Raw genomic sequence first — 19,791 nt, 5'->3', positions numbered from 1 at the left:
CTTAACCTCCACTAGTTTTCATATAATTCAAATATTTCCTCAATATTTTTTAAAGAATTTATTTGAACTGCTTTTTGTTTCATATCTTTAGTATTTTGATTATTTCCTAAATTTGCAATATATCAAAGAAGTTGTTTTCTCATTTCCTTTATTGCAAATTCTTCTCCACGCATTTCAATTAATAAATTCGCATGTCTTAAAACTGTTTCTTTTCATTCATTAAAAGACGGTTTTTCTAAATTTTTTCCAGTCTCCAAAAAGTATTGAATTTCTCTAAAAATTCATGGATTTCCTTGTGCTGCCCTTGCTATCATAATTCCATCACAACCTGTTTCTTCTAACATTTTTTTTGCTGTAGGACCATCAAAAACATCTCCATTTCCAATAACTGGAATATTAACTGCTTCTTTAACTTTTTTAATTCAAGTTCAATCTGCCTTACCTGTATAAAATTGATTTCTTGTTCTTCCATGTACTGCAATTGCACTTGCTCCATTTTTTTCTGCAATTTTTGCTAGCTCTACAACATTTCTATTTTCATCATCCCAACCAATTCTCATTTTAACTGTAACCGGTTTAGATGTATTATCAACAACGGCTCTTATTACTTCACCAACTCTTTCAGGAAATTTTAATAAGTTTGCTCCAGCTTGACTTCTAAGAGCCACCTTTGGAGCAGGGCAACCCATATTTATATCAATTATGTCACATTTCGAAAACTCTTCTACAATTTTTGCACCTTCAACAAAAGAATTTGTATCAAAACCAAAAATTTGTAAACTTATTGGATGTTCTAAATTAGAAACTTCAATCATAGTTTTAGTCTTTTTATTATTATGAACTAATCCTTCTGTACTAACCATTTCAGCATAAACTAAAGATGCACCTTTTTCTTTACAAATTATTCTAAATGCTGCATTTGTAGTTCCTGCCATTGGACCTAAAAAAACTTTTCCCTTTATTTTTATATCTTTAATTTTCATTATCCTACACTCTTTCCATTTAAATAAAGAATATTATTTATTTCTGTAAATTTCCTTTGAATAAGCACTAAAAAAGTTTTGTATATGTTTTACAACTTCTTCTTGTTTTGATGGTATCGCAATTCAGTCAATATTAATAAAAATAGCATTCTTTTCAAAACCATTTCCTATTAATATTGATTGATCATTTCAAAAAACTATTTTTTTATATCAACATCAATAATTTCAGAAAGTTCTTCTATTTTTGAAAAATATTCCTCTACTTTTGATTTCTCTACACCTCTAAATATAAATATTGGCATAATTTTTACCTACCTTTAACACTAATAATTATATACTTTTTTCTTAAAATATAAAAAAACTACATCTAAATAAATAGATGCAGTTTAAATTATGACCAATCAATATCTGATGGTCTTTTTGGATTTAAGTTTTGTTTAATTTCATCAATTAATCCATTTCTTACATGAATTACAGTATCCCCAATTTCACTAATATTTGGGTTATGAGTAACTATTATTATAGTTGTATTATATTTATTTTTAACATCCACAAGTATTTCCAAAACTTTTCTACCCATTTCTTCATCCAATGCTCCTGTTGGTTCATCACCAAAAAGAATTTCAGGATTTTTTGCTAATGCTCTAGCAATAGAAACCCTTTGTTGTTGACCACCAGACATCTGATGGGGGTATTTATTCATTTGTTCTTCCATTCCAATAGTTTTAAAAATTTCGTCAATTGACATTTTATTTTCCTTTGACCTACTTAAGTTTTCACCAACTTCTGCATTTTCTTTTGCAGTCAAATTTGATAAAAGATTGTACTGTTGAAAAATAAAACCTACATTTTCTCTACGAAATTTAGTTAAATGTGAATCCTTTAATAAGGACAAATTATTTCCTAATACAAAGACATCTCCTTCAGATGTTTTATCTAAACCTGAAATTGTATTTAGCAAAGTCGTTTTTCCAGAACCAGATGGCCCTAAAATAACAATAAATTTACCTTTTTCAAGCTTTAAATCAACCCCTCTTAAAACCGGAGTTAACATATCACCTGTTATATATCATTTTTTGACATTATATAATTCAATGACATTTTTTTCAATATTAGGTTTATTTTTTGTAGTTGAAACAATTGTTCCTTCTAATATTTTTTTCGAATATTTTGAGGTTAATTGTTTTTGCAAACGAATTTTTTGTTTTAAACCCTTAACGCCTTCTTCTACAATTTCAGTTATATCAACTTCTTCAAAAACTCTTTCAGAATTTTTAATTTCCTCTTTATTTATTTTTTTTATTTTCATATTCTTTTCATTTTCAAAACCAGAATTATTTATTTCCATATTTTCTCCTTAATATAGAACTTTATACACCAAGACTATTTTAACATATTATCAATTTTTTTAGTTGTTCAGGGATAATAATAAAAATGTTTTTACAAAAATCACAAACTACTTCTATTTCTTCACCATCATTTATTGCCTTATTTATTTCCTCTTTTTCTAAAAGTTTTAAAGTATTCAAAACTTTTTCCTCACTACAAGTACATTTAAAAAATAATTGATTTATGCCAACAACTTGAGCATCTTCACAAATCTCTTTAATTAATGCCTCATAATTTGTTGATTCCATAAGTGTTTTAATTAAATGTTCAACAGACCCTATTTTTTCTTCAATAAAATCTATATTTTCTTCTGTAAATCCTGGTAATAACTGAATAATAACCCCACATGCCTTTTTTATCGAACCATCTTCTTCAAAATCAATATTTGATGAAATTAATGAATTTATTTGATCGCTTTGTTGTAAATAGTACATAAAATCTAAATTAATTTCTCCTGAAATTAATTCTACTCTTGAAGTATAGGGTTGTTTTTTACCATTATCTCTTGAAATTTGTAAAAAGCCTTGAGTTCCTACAACTTGCGATAATGCGCTTTCACTTTCCTTATCATTAAGTATTTTATTTATTTCGAAATTTGGTTTTTCAATATAACCTTTTATTGAATTATTTTGAAATTCAGCAATTATTGAACCACCTAAACCCATTCCATTAATATTTGTTGTAACTTTGCTTCCATCTTTAACTGATAAGCTTATTAATGCAGTATTTATAATGGTTCTTCCTAAAGCAAAAGAAGCTAAAGGATTAGTTTTTTGAAGTTTTACTATTTTATCTAATTCTTCTGTGATATCAACAATTGAAATTTTAACATTATTTTTATTGCTAGTTGCTCTTATTTCCATGTCCATTTTTTTACTCCTAATAAATGATTTAATTATACTAACTAATATAAAAGAAAAAAACACTTTTTATTGTGTTTTTCATATTATATTAATTAGTCTGGTTCAAATTCTAAAATTTCCCCTGCTTCTTTTTTCTTTTCTTCTTCTTGTTTTCTATTTTTTTCTTTTATTACTTCATCTGGAAGTTTATTATTTTTATTTATGTAATCAATTTGTTCAGCTGTTATTGTTTCTAAAATTCTTAATGATTCAGCAATTAATTCAAGTAATTCTCTATTCTTTGAAATAGTTTCAATTGAAATTTTATAGCAATCATCTAAAATTTTATGAATTTCCATATCAATTTTGAATGCAATTTCATCTGAATAAACACCTTTTGTTTGCCCATAAGATTCTTCTTGCATAGTTAAAAATTTTGTTAATCCTAAAGTAGACATACCAAATTGAGTTACCATTCTTCTTGCAATATTTGTTGCTTTATCTAAATCATCATGTGCCCCAGTAGTTATTTTATTTTTTCCAAAAATAATTTCTTCTGCTGCTCTTCCACCAAGGTAACCCGCTATTGATGCATATAAATCTTCTTTTGAAGAAAAATTTGATTCATCTTTTGGAGTCATAATAGTATAACCACCAGCATTTCCTCTAGGAATAATTGTAACTTTCTGAACTTTTGATGCTGAATCTAATTTTAAACCAATCAAAGCATGACCAGCCTCATGATAAGAAACAACTTGTTTATCTTGAACCGTCATAGCTCTTGATTTTTTTGCAGGTCCCCCTACAACTCTATCAATAGCTTCATCAATATCATTTATAGTAATCATTTTTCTTTTATTTCTTACAACAAGTATTGCAGCTTCATTTAAAACATTTTCCAGTTGTGCCCCTGAAAACCCAGGCGTTCTTTCAGCAATACGTTTCCAATCAATTTCTGGAGAAATAGCTTTATTTCTTGAATGTAATTTTAATATTGCTTCTCTTTCTCTAATATCCGGTAATGAAATTTGAATTGTTCTATCAAAACGACCTGGTCTTAAAAGTGCTGGATCCAAAACATCTACTCTATTTGTAGCGGCCATAACTATTACACCTGAATTTGAACCAAAACCATCCATTTCAACTAATAATTGATTTAAAGTTTGCTCATTAGTAGAGGACCCCATAGAATTATTTCTTTTTCTTCCGACTGCATCAATTTCATCAATAAAAATTATACATGGAGCTGATTTCTTTGCATCACTAAAAAGATCTCTAACCCTACTTGCTCCTAATCCTACAAACATTTCTTCAAATTCAGAACCTGCCATAGTAAAAAATGCAACGCCCGCTTCTCCTGCTACTGCTTTTGCAAGTAAAGTTTTCCCTGTACCTGGTGGTCCCTCCATTAGTACTCCTTTTGGAACTCTAGCTCCCATCATTCCATACTTATTTGGGTTTTTTAAATAGTCAACCAATTCTACTAGTTCTGTTTTTTCTTCGTCAATACCAGCAACATCAGAAAATTTAACATCCGATTTAATTTCACGTGGTCTTGTTGATTTTCCACCGAACATTCCACCACCCATGCCACCTTTTGACATTGAACTAAATATTCAAATATAAAAACCAATTAATACAATCATTGGTAAAAAATTAAGTGCTAATGATAAAAGTGGAGATGTTGTTTCATATTCAGTAAGTATTCCACTAACAAAATCAGCAAATCATACATTATTACTTAAGTGCATTGAATATACTTCATTTGTTAATGAAAGAACAAATTTATGCACTGAACCATCCTTTTGATATGTTCCAGAAATAACATGAACACCATTATAAATTTGTTCCTTTGTTTGAGTTTTATCTATTGAACCATTATTTATTAAGGCCTCAAATTGTTCATAAGTTAATTTATCTGATGTACCAGTTAAAAACTGTCATACAACAATTCCTATTATTATCAACATAATAATAAATAAAACCCATAATCATATAGATTTTTTATTTTTCATTTTACCACCGTTTTCTAATATTCCCTATGATTTTATCATTATTAATTTAGTTTATTTAAAACTATTTTGTTAGTTTTACTAAAAATTAAAATATTTTTATATCTTTGAATATAACTAATTTTATTTTTTTTATAATAGTCTGATAATTTTTTTGAACCATAAAAAACTTTTGATTGTCATTTTTCTCAATCATTAGTAATAATAATATCAAAATTTCTATTTAAATTTATATTAAATTTCATTTTTTTTTCTGTACTAACTAATGTTTTCTCAAAAATATTTAATTTATTTTTTTCAAAAATGTAAATAAAATTATAATCTTTAATTATTACAAAAAAATCTAATTGTATTTTTATAAAACTTTTTTTAGACATTATTTGTTTTAAAATTTCTTTAATAATAGCTTTTTTTGTTTTATAAAAAAAAGAGCCTACTTTTTTAAATTCAAAAAAATTAAATAGTAATCTTAAATTATATTCTTCATTTTCAACAAAATCATTTAATTGCAGAAAACCTTTATTTATTTTTTTTTGAATACTTTTTTTTATTTTTTTAAGTTTTTTATTTTCTTTCTTTATTATTAAAATAAATTTTTTTAATTGATTATTTTTTAAATTTGATCTAATTTTATTTCTTAAAAAATTTAAATCTGTATTTGTACTGTCAATAGCATACTTAATTTTTTTATCACTAAGGTATTTCAAAATACTCTTTTTCTTTATTTTTAGAATTGGTCTAATAATTAATAAATTATCAAAAAAAATTTTTTCTTCTATTCCATAATAATTTACTAAGCTTTTTTTTTGCTTTTGCATTAAAAATGTTTCTACATGATCATTTAAATTATGTGCTACCAATACTTTATTAATATTATACTTATATGATATTTCCTGAAAAAAATTATATCGTTTTTCTCTAGCCCAAGATTCAAAATTAAAAGTTAAATTTTTATAATTGCTAATTATATTAAGAGTTTCTAATTTGATATTATTTAATTTACAAATGTTTTCACAAATAATTTGGTCATTAAGTGAATCTTTTCGAAAATTATAATTAACATGACATGCTATTAAATTAGTTATTTTTTTTTGTAATAAATAATTTAATAAAAAAATACTATCAGGTCCACCAGATAACGCTACAATATATTTTTCTTTTTTTTCTAATTTCATTTAATCACCAAACATTTTTAATACTTCTTCAGTATAAGTTCCATCTTCATTATGTACATAAAGTGGATCTAAAATTTTTGTTCCCTTATTTCCATCATTTATTGACTCAATTAATACCTTTTTTGCAGCTTGTCCTTTTTTTGAATAAATAAATCTTATTTTTTTTATTGCAAAATTATTTTTATTTAATAGAATTATAATTTCTTCAACTCTTTCGCTTAAGTGAATTAACAAAAACTTACCGCCGTTTTTTAAAGCTATTTTTGCAGATTCAATTATTTCACTTAATGTAATATCTTTTTCATGTCTTGCACTAATTAAAAATTTACTTCTTGTATTTAAATTATTTGAAGAATTTAAATTAATTTTAAAAAATGGTGGATTACAGAAAATTAAGTCATATTCATTATTTTTATTTAAAATAAATTTTTTTATATCATTACAATATATAAAAATTTTGTCACTTAAATTATTTATTTTAATATTTTCCTTTGCAATTTCATAAGCTTGCCTTTGTATTTCAACACCTGATATTTTAGCATTTGTGTATCTTGATAAAATTAATGGAATAATAGCATTATTTGTTCCAAAATCTAAAATGTTTTTATATTTTTTTGATGGTTTTCAAAATTTAGTTAATAAAATTGAATCAATGCAATAATTAAACATTTCAGTATCTTGTATTATTTTTAATTCTTTAAAATTTAAAATGTTATTAATAATTTTCATTATATTACCTCATGAATCTTAATAAATAGATTCTCCAAAATTAGATTTATATGGTTTGAAGTTTTTATTTCAGTTAAAGCGTCTAATAAAATTTCATGAATATTTGAATTTAACAAATTTATACTTTTATTAAAAGTATTTTCAAGTATTTGAACTATTTCAAATTTTTCTTTTTGTTTTAATTCTATTAAATAAAGCAAAAGATTTTCTTTATTTTTTTCCAAAAATAAGTCAAAAAAATCATTTAACTGATCAAGATTATTTTTTTGAGAAAAAATACTAAATATTTTACAACGGGATTTTATAGTAGATAAAATTTGATTTTTATCATTGCTCAATAAAATAGCATAAGTGTTTTTAGGTGGTTCCTCCAAAAATTTTAAAAGTGAATTTGCTGCAAATTCATTTAGTTGTTCCGCATTTTTTATTATATAAATTTTATTAATATTATTTTCTAATGCTGAAGAAGAAAATTTAATTATTAAATCTTTAATTTCTACTTTTGAAATTTGATTAGTTCCATCCCCAATAAAAAAAATGTTTAAATTATTTTTATTATAACTTTTAATGCATCATTTACAATTATCATTTGATAATGCTTTATTTTCACAAAATATTTGTCTTGATATTTCAATTGAAATCTCCTCTAATAAATTTTGATTAGTATTTACAACTATTATTGAATGATACATTTTATTTGCAGAAATTAAATTATTTAGTAATTCAAATAGTTTTTCTTTTTCCATTTATTTTTTCATTCTTTCGCTTAAAACATTATCTATTAAAAAATCTACTTGTTGTAAAACTTCGTTAATTGGTTTTCTAGAATCAACAACTTTTATTCTATCTGAATTTTCTGATATTAACATTTGATATCCTTCATAAACTGCTTCATGAAATTTTTGATCTTCTTGTTCTAATCTATCAATATTTCTTTTCCTATTTAACAGTCTAATTTGGGCTTCTTTAGGTGTAATATCAAAAAAAATAGTTAAATCTGGTTTAGTTGCACCTAAAACAATATTTTGAAGTTCTGTAACATCAGCCATTCCAATATTTCTTCCATATCCCTGATATGCTGACGTTGAATCCATGAATCTGTCACAAATAACAATTGTTCCTTCTTTTAAAGCAGGAATTATTATTGATTCTAAATGTTGTTTTCTTGCAGCCACATATAATAATGTTTCTGCTCAGGGAGTTATACTTGTATTTTTATCCAAAACAATTCTTCTTAGTTCTTCTGCTAATGGTTCCCCACCAGGTTCTCTTGTTAATAAAACTTTATGACCTTTTTGGATTAAATTATTCTTTATCATTTTTGAGATGGTTGTTTTTCCAGAACCATCAATTCCTTCTAATGAAATAAAAATCATTTTTTTTCCTCTTAAAATTTCTTTCTATTTAAAATTGCATCATTTAAAGTTTCTTGATCAATATAATCAAGTACACCTCCAAGAGGTATACCTCTCGCTATTCTTGAAATTTTTGAACAATTACTTTTTACTTTATTATAAATAAAATTAGCTGTTACTTCACCTTCAAAAGTTAAATTTAATGCTAATAACAATTCTGTATCCATATTAATTCTAGCAAATAATTTATTTAATGTTAATTTTTCTGGATCTATATTTTTGTTTAAATTAATTTCTCCATTTAAAACATGAATAATACCTTTATAGTTACTATTCAAAATTTTTTTCGCATCTATTTTTGTTGAAACGACACAAATAATTTTTTTATCTCTTTGATCATTATCACAAAAAAGGCAAGTTCTATTTTCTCTATAAAAAAAACATTCCCCACATTCATCATAATCTAATTTTATTTTCTTTAAAAATTCCTCTAAATTTAATAATTTATTTTTATTTATTATTAAGTCAAAAATTATTTTTTCTGCTGATTTTGAAGATATACCATTAATATTTTTTAAATATTCAATTAATTTCTCCATGTTTAATTCACAACCTTAATATTATTAATTCCAAAAATTTCCATTGCTCTTTTTAAATAATCATTATCCTCATCATTTTGTTCTTTATTTATAAAAAATGAGTCATAAAAACTTTCAATATCAACTATTTTTTCTTTATTAAGTTGGTTGTTATTTTTTCTATTTAAAAATTCAAATTTGATTTCTTGTCATCTTTTCTTTGTTATTGAAATAATAGCAAATTTACTCCCTAAAAAATTTCAAATTTCTTCTCTAATTATTTTATTTTGTAAACGAATATTTATTCAATTTGATATTGTTCTTTCTTCACAAACAAAAATAATTCCATTTTCACTAGCTGCTGTAATTTTTGAATTATAAAACATAATTAGTGCTTTACACTTATCTTTATTCATTAGAATATCTTCATTTAAAAATAAATTAGTAATTGTATTTTCTAACTTTGTTCTAATTTCTTTATTTGCATTTGCTAAAATATTTATTATTTGTTCATTTGAAAAATCAATATTTCAGTTATTACCCTTAGTTTCTTCAAGAAGTAACTTAATTTGAATTTTTAAAAAACTATTTTCCTCATTTTTATTACTTAAACTTAATGAATCTTTAATTAAATTATTTTCTAATACTTCTAAAATTTTATTTTGATCTATTTTTTCCTCATTTTTATGTTCTTTAATTAAAAAATTATCGCTATTTGAAAAGTTAATTTTTTTATTTTCTTGTAAACTTATAAGTGTTTTATTATTTAAAGTTTTCAATATATTTATCAAAATGTATTGAAAACTTATATTTGAGTTTTTTGACTTTGTATATGATTCAGCAATATTATCTGATAAATCAAAAAAAATACTTACATCATATTTTTTAAATTTATTAAATTCTTCCATATTTAAATTATTTAAAAATTTTTGATTTGATGTTAATTTAACTTCTATTATTTCTTTTAAAATATCTAGTAAGCTTAAAGACATCATTTGAAAATCGATTCCCTGTTCATTTGATTTTTCAAAATAATTAATTATTTCTTCTGAATTACCATCTAATACATTTTTGATAATTGAAAGTTTTTCATTTTTAGTCGATATATAAAAAATTTTTTTTAAATCATCTACAGTAACTTTTTCATTTGAAACAATTAAAGACTGTTCTAAAAAATTTAACGCATCTCTTAATGATCCATCAGACATATAATAAATTTCATTTAATGCATCTTCGGTAATTTCTTTTCCTTCTTTATTTGAAATTTCATTTATTTTTTCTTCTAATGATTTTTGAGATATTTTTTTAAAATTAAATAATTGGCATCTTGAAATAATAGTCTCTGGAATTTTTGAAAATTCAGTTGTAGCTAAAATAAAAATAACATATTTTGGAGGTTCTTCTAACGTTTTTAATAGTGCGTTAAAAGCTGAATTTGATAACATGTGTATTTCATCAATTATAAAAACTTTGTATTTTGCAAATGTAGGCAACATAGATATGTTTGCTTTTATATTTCTTATTTCTTCAATACCATTATTTGATGCTGCATCAATTTCAAAAATATCCGCATGTGAATTGTTATTAAATTCCTTACAACTAATACAATTTTCACAAGGATTATATTTTTTAAGATTCTCACAATTCATAATTTTTGATAATATTTTTGCAATGGATGTTTTTCCTGTACCTCTTTGACCTGAAAATAATAATGCATGTGGAAAGTTACCACTTTCTATTTGAGAAATTAGAATTTCCTTAATCCCTTCATGACCAGCAACTTGATCAAAATTTTTTGGTCTATATTCCCTATAAAGAGATTTTTTATTTTTCATTTTTTATTTCCTCCTTTTTTTACAAAATAAATTTTATTTTCTTAAATTAAGAAAAAAAGATTTAAGTTTTTTTTCAATTATTTTTTTTTGTTCTTCATCATTAATTTTTAAAAAAATAATACTTGTTATATATTTACTATAATCACATTTAATATTCTCTAAATAATAGTAAACTTTCTTTATATTTGCTTGCTCAATAACTGTTATGCACATCAAGCATGGTTTTAACGTGACAATAAGTTTATAGTCACTTAAATTTTTATTCTTATTTTTTTTAAATAAACTATTTATTGCATTTATTTCAGCATGATTACAAAAATTATATTTTTTTTGCCTTGTATTATAACCCTTTGAAACTAAAATATTATTTTTATCTACTATTACTGCAGAAACTGGAACATCTTGACTTTTTTTACATTTTTCAAGTTCTTTTATAATTTGTTTAAAAAAAATATTCATATACTCACCCAAATAAAAAGTCATTGTACAAGGCACTAGATTCTTATGGCTGCTACCTTCCGGTCCTGACCAAATTCGAACGTCACCCTTACAATGACAATTATATACTAACACAATTTTAATAAAAAACTATTGATTTTATTTTTATTAATGTTTCACGTGAAACATTATCTTATATATTCTTTATTTTCAAAATATTCTTTTAATACTTCTGGTAAAATCAATTTCTCACCATCATAATAATTTTCCAAAATAGCTGCAAATAGTCTGTCGATTGCTAAACCTGATCCATTTAAAGTATGAACAAATTCTAATTTTCCATTCTCATTTTTATATCTTGTTTTAATTCTTCTTGCTTGAAAATCACCACAATTTGAACAAGAAGAAATTTCACGGTATTTATTTTGATTTGGAAATCAAACCTCAAGATCATAAGTTTTTTCTGATGAAAAACCTACATCTCCTGTACATAATTCAACAACTCTATATGGAAGATTAAAAATTTGTAAACATTGTTCAGCATCTTCCAACATTTTTTCAAGTTCATCATAAGAAGAATTTTTATCTGTAATTTTTACTAATTCCACTTTATTAAATTGATGTAATCTAATTAAACCCTTTGTATCTCTTCCCGCGCTTCCTGCTTCTTTTCTAAAACATTGTGAAAATGCTGTTAAATATATAGGTAAATTATTGCTTTCATAAATTTTATCTCTAACTGTGTTTACTAATGAAACTTCTGAAGTTGGAATTAAATATTGGTTATCTATTTTATATGCATCCTCTTCAAATTTTGGCAATTGTCCAGAACCATACATATTTTCTTTATTTACAATTAATGGTAGTCACATTTCTTTGTAACCTTTTTTTATATGCCTAGATAATAATATATCTGTAATAGATCTAATTAATTTTGCACCCAATCCAGTATAAACAACATATCTCGAACCTGATAATTTTGCACCCAATTCAAAATCTACAAGTTTTAATTTGATTGCAATATCTCAATGAGCTTCACTATCTTTTTTTAATTTATCTGAATTTCATTTTTTTATTTCCAAATTATCATTTTCATTTACACCAATTGGCATTTCTTTATTTGGAATATTTGGAATAAAACTTAATTTTAAATTAAGTTGCTCTATAATTTTTTTTAAATTCTCATCTAAAATTTCAACTTCCTTGTTTATTTTTAAAACTTCTTTTTTCAATTTTTCACTATTATTATTTTCTCTAGTTAATAAGCCAACTTCCTTTGAAATTATATTTTTTTGAGATTTTAAATTTTCCACTTTTGAAATTATATTTTTTCTCTCAAAATTTAAATTAACAATATTTTGAAGTTCCTTTGTATAATCCTTTTGGCGAGTTTTTAGTCTTAAACAAATTTCTTCAAAATTGGTTTCAATTTTACTGATATCTAACATTTTAATCTCCTTTATTTCATTCTAATGTAACTGCTGTAATTTTCTCATCATCTTCTAAGTTAAAACCAATAACTCCTGATGTATTTCTAGATTGCATTTTTATTTCTTGTGAATGAATTTTTATTATTTTTCCTTTTGAAGAAATCATTAAAACTTCATCTGTTTCTCTAATTGCTAGTACTGATTTTAATTTTCCTGTTTTATCATTTAATTTCATTCCAACTACTCCCTTAGCTCCTCTATTAAAATTATTATACTCACTTATAAGTGTTTTTTTAATAATTCCTTTTTCTGATATTGTAACTACACAATCATTTTTAAAATCTGTACATGAAGAAATTACTTCATCTGTTTTATCTAAAGTTATTCCCTTAACTCCCCTTGAGGATCTAGACATTGGTCTAAAATCTGATTCATTTATTTTTGAAACCTTTCCATTTTTTGTAGCAATTAATATTTTATCCAAACCGGATGTTGGAATTACTGAAATTAAACTATCTTCTTTGTCTAAATGAATAGCTATTTTTCCAAAATTATTTATTTTATTAAATTCTTCTAAATTAACTTTTTTAACAATTCCTTTTTTTGTTACAAAAACCAAGTATTTATAATTATTTTTTTTATTTCTAAAAGTTAAAACTGAAGAAACTTTTTCAGAAAAATTTATTCCGATAAAATTTATAATTGGAACACCTCTTGAAGTTCTTAAAAATTGAGTTATATTATAACCTTTTAGTTTATATACTTTTCCTTCATTTGAAAAAAATAAAACATCATCTTTTGTTTTACCCATTTTTGCAATTAAAATATTGTCATCTAAATTAGAATTGATTATTATTCCTTTACCACCACGTTTTTGTGTTTTAAACTCTTCTGGTTGTAATCTTCTAATATAACCTTCTTCTGATAAAGTTAAAATCATTTGAGTATCTTGAATTAACTCTTCATCATCAATTTGAATATCATCTTCTTCAATTATTTTTGTTCTTCTCTCATCCCCAAATTTATTTTTAATATATTCAAGTTGATCTATTAATAAAATATTTTGTTCTTCTTTTGATTCTAAAATTTTTATTAATTCTTTAATTCTTAATTCAATATTATTAATATCGTTTTCTATTTTTTCTCTTTCCAAACCAACAAGTCTTTGCAATCTCATATCTAAAATAGCTTTTGATTGTTTTTCATCAAAATTAAAATTATCAAACAATTTTTTATAAGCAATTTCTGTTGTATTAGAATTTTTTATAATTTTAATTATTTCATCAATATGGTCTACTGCTGTTCTAATTGCATTTAAAATATGTAATTTTGCTTCAAGTTTTTCCTTCTCAAAAATACTTCTTTTTAAGATAATTTCTATTTGAAATTTTACATAAAACTTTATAATTTCTTTAATATTTAAAACAACCGGAATACCATTATGTAAAGATAGCATATTAATGGTAAAGTTTGACTGTAAATTTGTGAATTTATATAATCTTTTAATAATTAATTGTGGATTTGAATTTTTAGAGAATTCCAAAACAATTCTTATTCCCTCATAATTTGATTCATCTCTAATATCTGAAATTCCTGTAATTATTTTATTTTTGTATAATTCTGCAATTTTTTCAACAATTTTTAATTTATTAGTTTGATATGGAATTTCACTTATTATTATTTTTTGATTTTTATTTGTTTCTTCAATATCAATTTTTGCTCTAATTGTTAAATTGCCTTTTCCTGTTTTATAACCTTCAATCATATTTTTTCCATTAGTCATTAATGCCCCTGTAGGAAAATCTGGACCTTTTATAAATTTTAAAATTTCCTCAATTGTAATATTATTATTTTTAATATATTCAATAGTTGCATTTATTACTTCTATTAAATTGTGAGGGGGAATGCTTGTTGCCATACCAACAGCAATTCCTGTAGCACCATTTACTAAAAGATTTGGAAAATAACCTGTTAAATATTTTGGTTCTTGTTCTGATGCATCATAATTATCAATATAAGGAACAGTGTTCATATCAATATCTTTTAATAACATAGACGAAATTTTAGAAAGTCTTGCTTCTGTATAACGCATTGCTGCTGCTCCATCGCCATCAATTGAGCCAAAATTTCCATGCCCTTCAACTAATGGATATCTGTATGAAAAATCTTGTGACATTCTTACCATTGCTTCATAAACAGAACTATCTCCATGTGGGTGATATTTACCAATTACTTCACCAACAATTCTTGCAGATTTTTTATGTGGTGTATCTGCTGTTATTTTAAGATCATTCATTGCATAAATTATTCTTCTATGTACAGGTTTTAAACCATCTCTTAAATCTGGAAGTGCACGACTTACAATTACACTCATTGAATATTCTAAAAAATCTTTTTCAACTTCATTTTTAATATCGATTTCAAGAATTCTTCCTTTGTTAAAAACTTCACTCATTTTGAGCACCTCCAAATATTAATTTTAAATATCTATATTTTCTACAAATTGTGCATTATCAACAATAAATCTTTTTCTTAATTCAACATTTTCACCCATTAAACTTGAAAAGACTTCATTTGCTAAAAAAACATCTTCAACTTTAATTTGAATCATTGTCCTTCTTTGAGGATCCATTGTAGTTTCTCAAAGTTGAATTGGGTCCATTTCTCCTAAACCTTTATATCTTTGAATAATATATTTAAGATTTGAATATTTTTCAATTTTTAATTTTTCCAATTCATTATCAGTATATGCATAGTCAATATTATTTTTTCCTGCTTCAATTTTATATAAAGGTGGTTGAGCAATATATACATTACCATTTATAATTAAATCTTTCATATATCTATAAAAAAAAGTTAAAAGTAAAACTCTTATATGTGCTCCATCGACATCAGCATCAGTCATAATAATAATTTTGCCATATCTTATTTTTTTTAAATTCAAATCCTTTTTTACACCTGCTCCAATTGCTGCTATTATTGATTGAATTTCTGTATTTTCAAAAGCTTTTGATTGTTTAACTTTTTCAACATTTAAAACTTTACCTCGTAAAGAAAGAATAGCTTGAAACTTACGATTTCTTCCAGTTTTAGCACTACCCCCAGCTGAATCTCCTTCGACTAAATATAATTCACATTCATCAATATTTTTTGATTCACAATCTGCTAATTTTCCAGGCAAAGAAAAATTATCAATTGCTGATTTTCTTCTTGTATCTTCTCTTGCTCTTTGAGCAGCTTTTCTTGCCTTTTGTGAAACTAAAATTTTTTCAATGATTTTTTTTGCGTCCGTTGGATTTTTTAATAAAAACTCCTTAAATGCATCATTCAATATATTAGTTACAACTTCTTTTGCATCAATATTTGATAATTTTGATTTTGTTTGCCCTTCATAAATTGGATCTCTATGTTTAATTGAAATTACAGAAACAATTCCCTCTTTAATATCATCCCATGAAAATTTATTACCCTTAAAGTTTTTTAATTCATTTGCATATGAATTAATAGATTTTATTAATGCATTTTTAAAACCTTCTTCATGTGTTCCACCTTCAGAAGTAAAAATATTATTACAAAAGGAAAAAACATTTTCATCATAAGATTCATTATATTGAATTGAAATTTCTACATCAATTTCATTTAAATTATTTGAAATATAAAAAATTTCCTCATTTATTTTTTCTTTTCCACTATTTATTTCTTTTATGTAATCTTTAATACCATCCTCAAAACAATAACTTAGTGTTTTATCTTTAATTTCATCATACAAATTTAATTTAAGCCCCTTATTTAAAAAAGCTAATTGTTTAATTTTATTTTGAATTATTTTAAAATCAAAATCTATTGTTTCTTTAAAAATTTCAGGATCTGGTTTAAATTTAACTATTGTTCCATTTATATCTGAAACTCCAATTTCACTTAATTTTGAAGCTTCTGTTCCTCCTTTTGAAAAAATTTGTTCATATATTTTATTATTTCTCATTACAATTGTTTTTACATATAAAGAAAGGGCATTAACAACAGAAGCACCAACTCCATGCAAACCACCTGAAACTTTATATGCTGATTCGTCAAATTTTCCACCAGCGTGTAAAACAGTAAAAATAGTTTCTAAAGTACTCTTATTTGTTTTTGGATGTATATCAATTGGTATTCCTCTACCATTATCTTTTACTATTATTTCTTTTTTTTCAGTAATAATAATTGTTATTTCATTACAAAAACCTGCCAATGATTCATCAACAGAATTATCCAAAATTTCTCATATTAAATGATGTAAACCAGTTTTATTTGTATTTCCAATATACATACCTGGTCTTTTTCTTACTGCTTCAAGTCCTTCTAAAACTTGAATTTGATCTGCTCCATATTTATTATTATTTTCCATAGTAAAATACCTTTTTCTTATCAAAGATAATTATACCATTTTTTAAAGTTCTTTTTTTAGAAGCTAATTTGAAAACATTGGCAAAATTATTTGATTTAAATTTAAATCTTCATCCGAAGAAATAACAATTGGTTTTTTAGAATCAATAAAATTTAATTCAATATTTTTAGTTTCAAAAGTTTTTAAAGAATCAATTAAATATTTAGAATTAAAACAAATATTTTGTTCATCAATTCCTTTTAATTCAAATTCTCTAAATTCTTCTTCAAAACTTCCAATTTGATTAATATTAGATTTTATAAATATTCTATCATTATCTAAAATAAAATTAACAACTGTAGAAGAATTATCTTCACTTCTAATATCCGCTCTTGAAATTAATTTAAAAAACTTTTTATTATTAACATATATTGTTGTATTAAAATCTGTTGGAAATACTGCATTTACATTTGGAAATTGTCCTTCCAAAATTGTTGTTTGAAATAAAGTATCATTAATTATAAAAGTAGCAAAACTGTCAATAATAACTATCTTACATTCTCCTTTTTCAGGCAATAGTTTAATTATTTCTAAAATACTTTTATAAGGAATATTTGTTTCAAATTTTTCTGGTATTTGTTCTTCAATTAAAATTCTTTTTCTAGAAACTCTAAAACCATCAGTTCCTGTTATATAAAACATGCCATTATTTATTGCAAAATTTAATCCAGCTAATACAATTTTTTGATTTCATTCATTTACAGCAATAATAGTTTGATTTAAACTTTTCTTTAATTCAATATTATTTATTTTAATAACGGTTCCTTTTTCTCTAAAACCAATTAAAGGAAAATCATTAAAATCAAGGGTGTTTAAAGAAAATTCCGATTTTTCTCCGGATAAAGAAACAATATTATTTTCAACAGAAGAAATATTAATTATTTCATCTTCCATTCTTCTTAAAATTTCTAAAAAATATTTTCCTTTTATTAAAATTGAACCAGTTTCTTTAATAATTAAATCATTAGTTCCAGAAAAAATTGTACTTTTTATTGAAATTGAACTATTTGTTGAAATTAATGAAATTTTATCAACTTCTATTTCTAATAAAATTCCTGTAATACTAGGAGTAAGAGATTTATAATCTATAATTCTATTACATTTATTAATTTCTTCTAAAAAAATATTTCTATTTATACTAAAAATCATTAATTCACCTCTATTTATTTATATTTATTTATATTATTATTATGCTCTTAAAATGTGGAAAACAATTAAATATGTATATTTATAAATATTTTCATAAAATTAGTATAAACAAACTAAATTAAGAAATAATTTCTTTTTTTATTTTTTTAAGAGTATTTTTAAATAATTTATCTTCTTTTAAAAACTTATTTATTTTATTATAGGCATTTATAACAGTTGTATGATCTTTTCCTCCAAAAGCAATACCAATTTCAGAATAATTTTTCTTTAGTATTTCTCCTGTTAAATACATAGCAACATGTCGAGCTTTAACAACATTTTGAAGTCTTAAATTGCTATCGATTGCTTTAATATTTATTCCATAATTTAAAGCAACAACACTTTTAATTTTTTGAATTGTAACTTCTCCGCTTGGAGCAAAAGAATAATCTTCTAAAATTTTCAAAATTTTATCTAATTCAATTCTATTTGTAGATTCTTGTTTATCTTGAATAATATAAAATTCAATTTTATTAATTATTCCTTCTAATTTTCTTACATCTGTTCCAAAATATGAAGCGATATATTTAATTGACTCAGGGGATAAAAAAATATTTGCAATTTTAATTTTGTATTCAATTATATTTATTGCTGTTTGAAGATCTGGACTTTCAATTTTTACGCTTAATCCTTGTGAAAAACGAGAAATTAGTCTTTTATCAAAACCATTTAAATGTTCTGGGAATTTGTCTGAAGTAAGTACTATTTGTTTATTATTTTCAATAAATGAATTAAATAAGTTAAAAAATATTTCATTAGTTTTTCCACTATTTGCAAGAAACTGTATGTCATCAATTAATAAAACATCAATTGAATTCATTTTTTCTTTTGTTGATTCTATTTCTTTAAAACCATCCATTAATGATTCTAAAATTTCTTTTCTAAAATCTAAGGAAGTATAATATTTAACATTTAATGCCAAATTAGAGTTGTTCACTTTATTTGAAATTGCTTTTAAAAGATGAGTTTTTCCGAGACCAGAATCACCATAAATAAATAATGGATTTCATTTTGTACCTAAATTTTCTGCAATTCCAATTGAAGCATTAAGAGCATTAATATTACTTGACCCAGAAATAAAATTATCAAATAAATAATCTTGGGAAATATTAGTTTTATTTTTTTTAGTAATAATATCTTTTATTTTTTTTTCTTTTTTAAATTCATCAGAAGTTAAAAATAAAATATCTATGTCCTTCTCTACAAAATTACTCATTTTTTCTTTAATATCTGAGTGAATACTTTCAAGATATCATTTTGATAATTCAGTATTTACAATTATTGCTTTTTGATTATTTGATAAATCCTCAAGAAATGCATTTTTAATGTATTCTTCATAAACATTTGGTTCAATTAAATCAGATGATATTAGTCATTCCTTTATTTTTTTTCAAAGTATTGTATTTGTCAT

At 23.6% G+C, this 19,791-nt stretch carries 17 protein-coding genes and 1 other RNA gene; all 18 read right to left on the bottom strand.

Going from position 1 to position 19,791, the window contains the following annotated elements; genetic code table 4:
- Nucleotides 1-11: 11 nt before the first annotated feature.
- On the bottom strand, nucleotides 12-983 hold the full coding sequence (dusB, locus tag STAIW_RS00080) for a tRNA dihydrouridine synthase DusB (RefSeq protein WP_020833853.1): 972 nt from the start codon (nucleotides 981-983) through the stop codon (nucleotides 12-14).
- A gap of 197 nt (nucleotides 984-1,180) precedes the next feature.
- Complete coding sequence (locus STAIW_RS06035) at nucleotides 1,181-1,285, bottom strand: DUF1904 family protein (protein WP_020833852.1); 105 nt, start codon at nucleotides 1,283-1,285, stop codon at nucleotides 1,181-1,183.
- An 89-nt stretch (nucleotides 1,286-1,374) separates the two neighbouring features.
- Nucleotides 1,375-2,331 carry an ABC transporter ATP-binding protein gene (locus tag STAIW_RS00075; RefSeq protein ID WP_020833851.1) on the bottom strand — a complete coding sequence of 319 codons (957 nt, stop codon included), beginning with the start codon at nucleotides 2,329-2,331 and terminating at the stop codon, nucleotides 1,375-1,377.
- Nucleotides 2,332-2,371: 40 nt separating this feature from the next.
- Nucleotides 2,372-3,241 carry an Hsp33 family molecular chaperone HslO gene (locus STAIW_RS00070; protein ID WP_020833850.1) on the bottom strand — a complete coding sequence of 290 codons (870 nt, stop codon included), beginning with the start codon at nucleotides 3,239-3,241 and terminating at the stop codon, nucleotides 2,372-2,374.
- A gap of 86 nt (nucleotides 3,242-3,327) precedes the next feature.
- Nucleotides 3,328-5,229 carry an ATP-dependent zinc metalloprotease FtsH gene (gene ftsH, locus STAIW_RS00065; RefSeq protein WP_020833849.1) on the bottom strand — a complete coding sequence of 634 codons (1,902 nt, stop codon included), beginning with the start codon at nucleotides 5,227-5,229 and terminating at the stop codon, nucleotides 3,328-3,330.
- Between the two features lie 41 nt (nucleotides 5,230-5,270).
- Nucleotides 5,271-6,401 (bottom strand): tRNA lysidine(34) synthetase TilS, encoded by a 1,131-nt coding sequence (tilS, locus tag STAIW_RS00060; protein WP_020833848.1) that lies wholly within the window; start codon nucleotides 6,399-6,401, stop codon nucleotides 5,271-5,273.
- A complete protein-coding gene (locus tag STAIW_RS00055; protein WP_020833847.1) occupies nucleotides 6,402-7,130 on the bottom strand; it encodes a tRNA1(Val) (adenine(37)-N6)-methyltransferase in 729 nt (242 codons plus the stop codon).
- Nucleotides 7,130-7,876, bottom strand: coding sequence for a hypothetical protein (locus tag STAIW_RS00050; RefSeq protein WP_020833846.1), 747 nt, complete (start codon nucleotides 7,874-7,876; stop codon nucleotides 7,130-7,132). The genes STAIW_RS00055 and STAIW_RS00050 overlap by 1 nt, the downstream gene beginning before the upstream one ends.
- Nucleotides 7,877-8,506, bottom strand: a complete 630-nt coding sequence (gene tmk / locus STAIW_RS00045) for a dTMP kinase (RefSeq protein WP_020833845.1) — start codon at nucleotides 8,504-8,506, stop codon at nucleotides 7,877-7,879.
- Nucleotides 8,507-8,517: 11 nt separating this feature from the next.
- Nucleotides 8,518-9,084, bottom strand: a complete 567-nt coding sequence (locus STAIW_RS00040) for a toprim domain-containing protein (RefSeq protein WP_020833844.1) — start codon at nucleotides 9,082-9,084, stop codon at nucleotides 8,518-8,520.
- Between the two features lie 2 nt (nucleotides 9,085-9,086).
- Nucleotides 9,087-10,898, bottom strand: coding sequence for a DNA polymerase III subunit gamma/tau (dnaX, locus tag STAIW_RS00035; protein WP_020833843.1), 1,812 nt, complete (start codon nucleotides 10,896-10,898; stop codon nucleotides 9,087-9,089).
- A 33-nt stretch (nucleotides 10,899-10,931) separates the two neighbouring features.
- Nucleotides 10,932-11,357 (bottom strand): nucleoside deaminase, encoded by a 426-nt coding sequence (locus STAIW_RS00030; protein WP_169522253.1) that lies wholly within the window; start codon nucleotides 11,355-11,357, stop codon nucleotides 10,932-10,934.
- Nucleotides 11,358-11,366: 9 nt separating this feature from the next.
- Nucleotides 11,367-11,462: signal recognition particle sRNA small type (gene ffs / locus STAIW_RS05740), an RNA gene on the bottom strand.
- Between the two features lie 62 nt (nucleotides 11,463-11,524).
- Entirely contained in the window at nucleotides 11,525-12,784 is a 1,260-nt protein-coding gene (serS, locus tag STAIW_RS00025) for a serine--tRNA ligase (protein ID WP_020833841.1), read from the bottom strand.
- 1 nt (nucleotide 12,785) lies between these two features.
- A complete protein-coding gene (gyrA, locus tag STAIW_RS00020; protein ID WP_020833840.1) occupies nucleotides 12,786-15,221 on the bottom strand; it encodes a DNA gyrase subunit A in 2,436 nt (811 codons plus the stop codon).
- A gap of 24 nt (nucleotides 15,222-15,245) precedes the next feature.
- Nucleotides 15,246-17,153, bottom strand: coding sequence for a DNA topoisomerase (ATP-hydrolyzing) subunit B (gyrB, locus tag STAIW_RS00015; RefSeq protein ID WP_020833839.1), 1,908 nt, complete (start codon nucleotides 17,151-17,153; stop codon nucleotides 15,246-15,248).
- 63 nt (nucleotides 17,154-17,216) lie between these two features.
- The gene (gene dnaN, locus STAIW_RS00010) at nucleotides 17,217-18,341 is read right to left on the bottom strand and encodes a DNA polymerase III subunit beta (RefSeq protein ID WP_020833838.1); all 1,125 of its coding nucleotides are present in this window, start codon (nucleotides 18,339-18,341) and stop codon (nucleotides 17,217-17,219) included.
- 118 nt (nucleotides 18,342-18,459) lie between these two features.
- Nucleotides 18,460-19,791 (bottom strand): chromosomal replication initiator protein DnaA, encoded by a 1,332-nt coding sequence (gene dnaA, locus STAIW_RS00005; protein WP_020833837.1) that lies wholly within the window; start codon nucleotides 19,789-19,791, stop codon nucleotides 18,460-18,462.

The sequence above is a fragment of the Spiroplasma taiwanense CT-1 genome (assembly GCF_000439435.1).
Taxonomy (GTDB): domain Bacteria; phylum Bacillota_I; class Bacilli_A; order Mycoplasmatales; family Mycoplasmataceae; genus Spiroplasma_A; species Spiroplasma_A taiwanense.
This window is presented reverse-complemented; position numbering and strand designations above follow the sequence as displayed.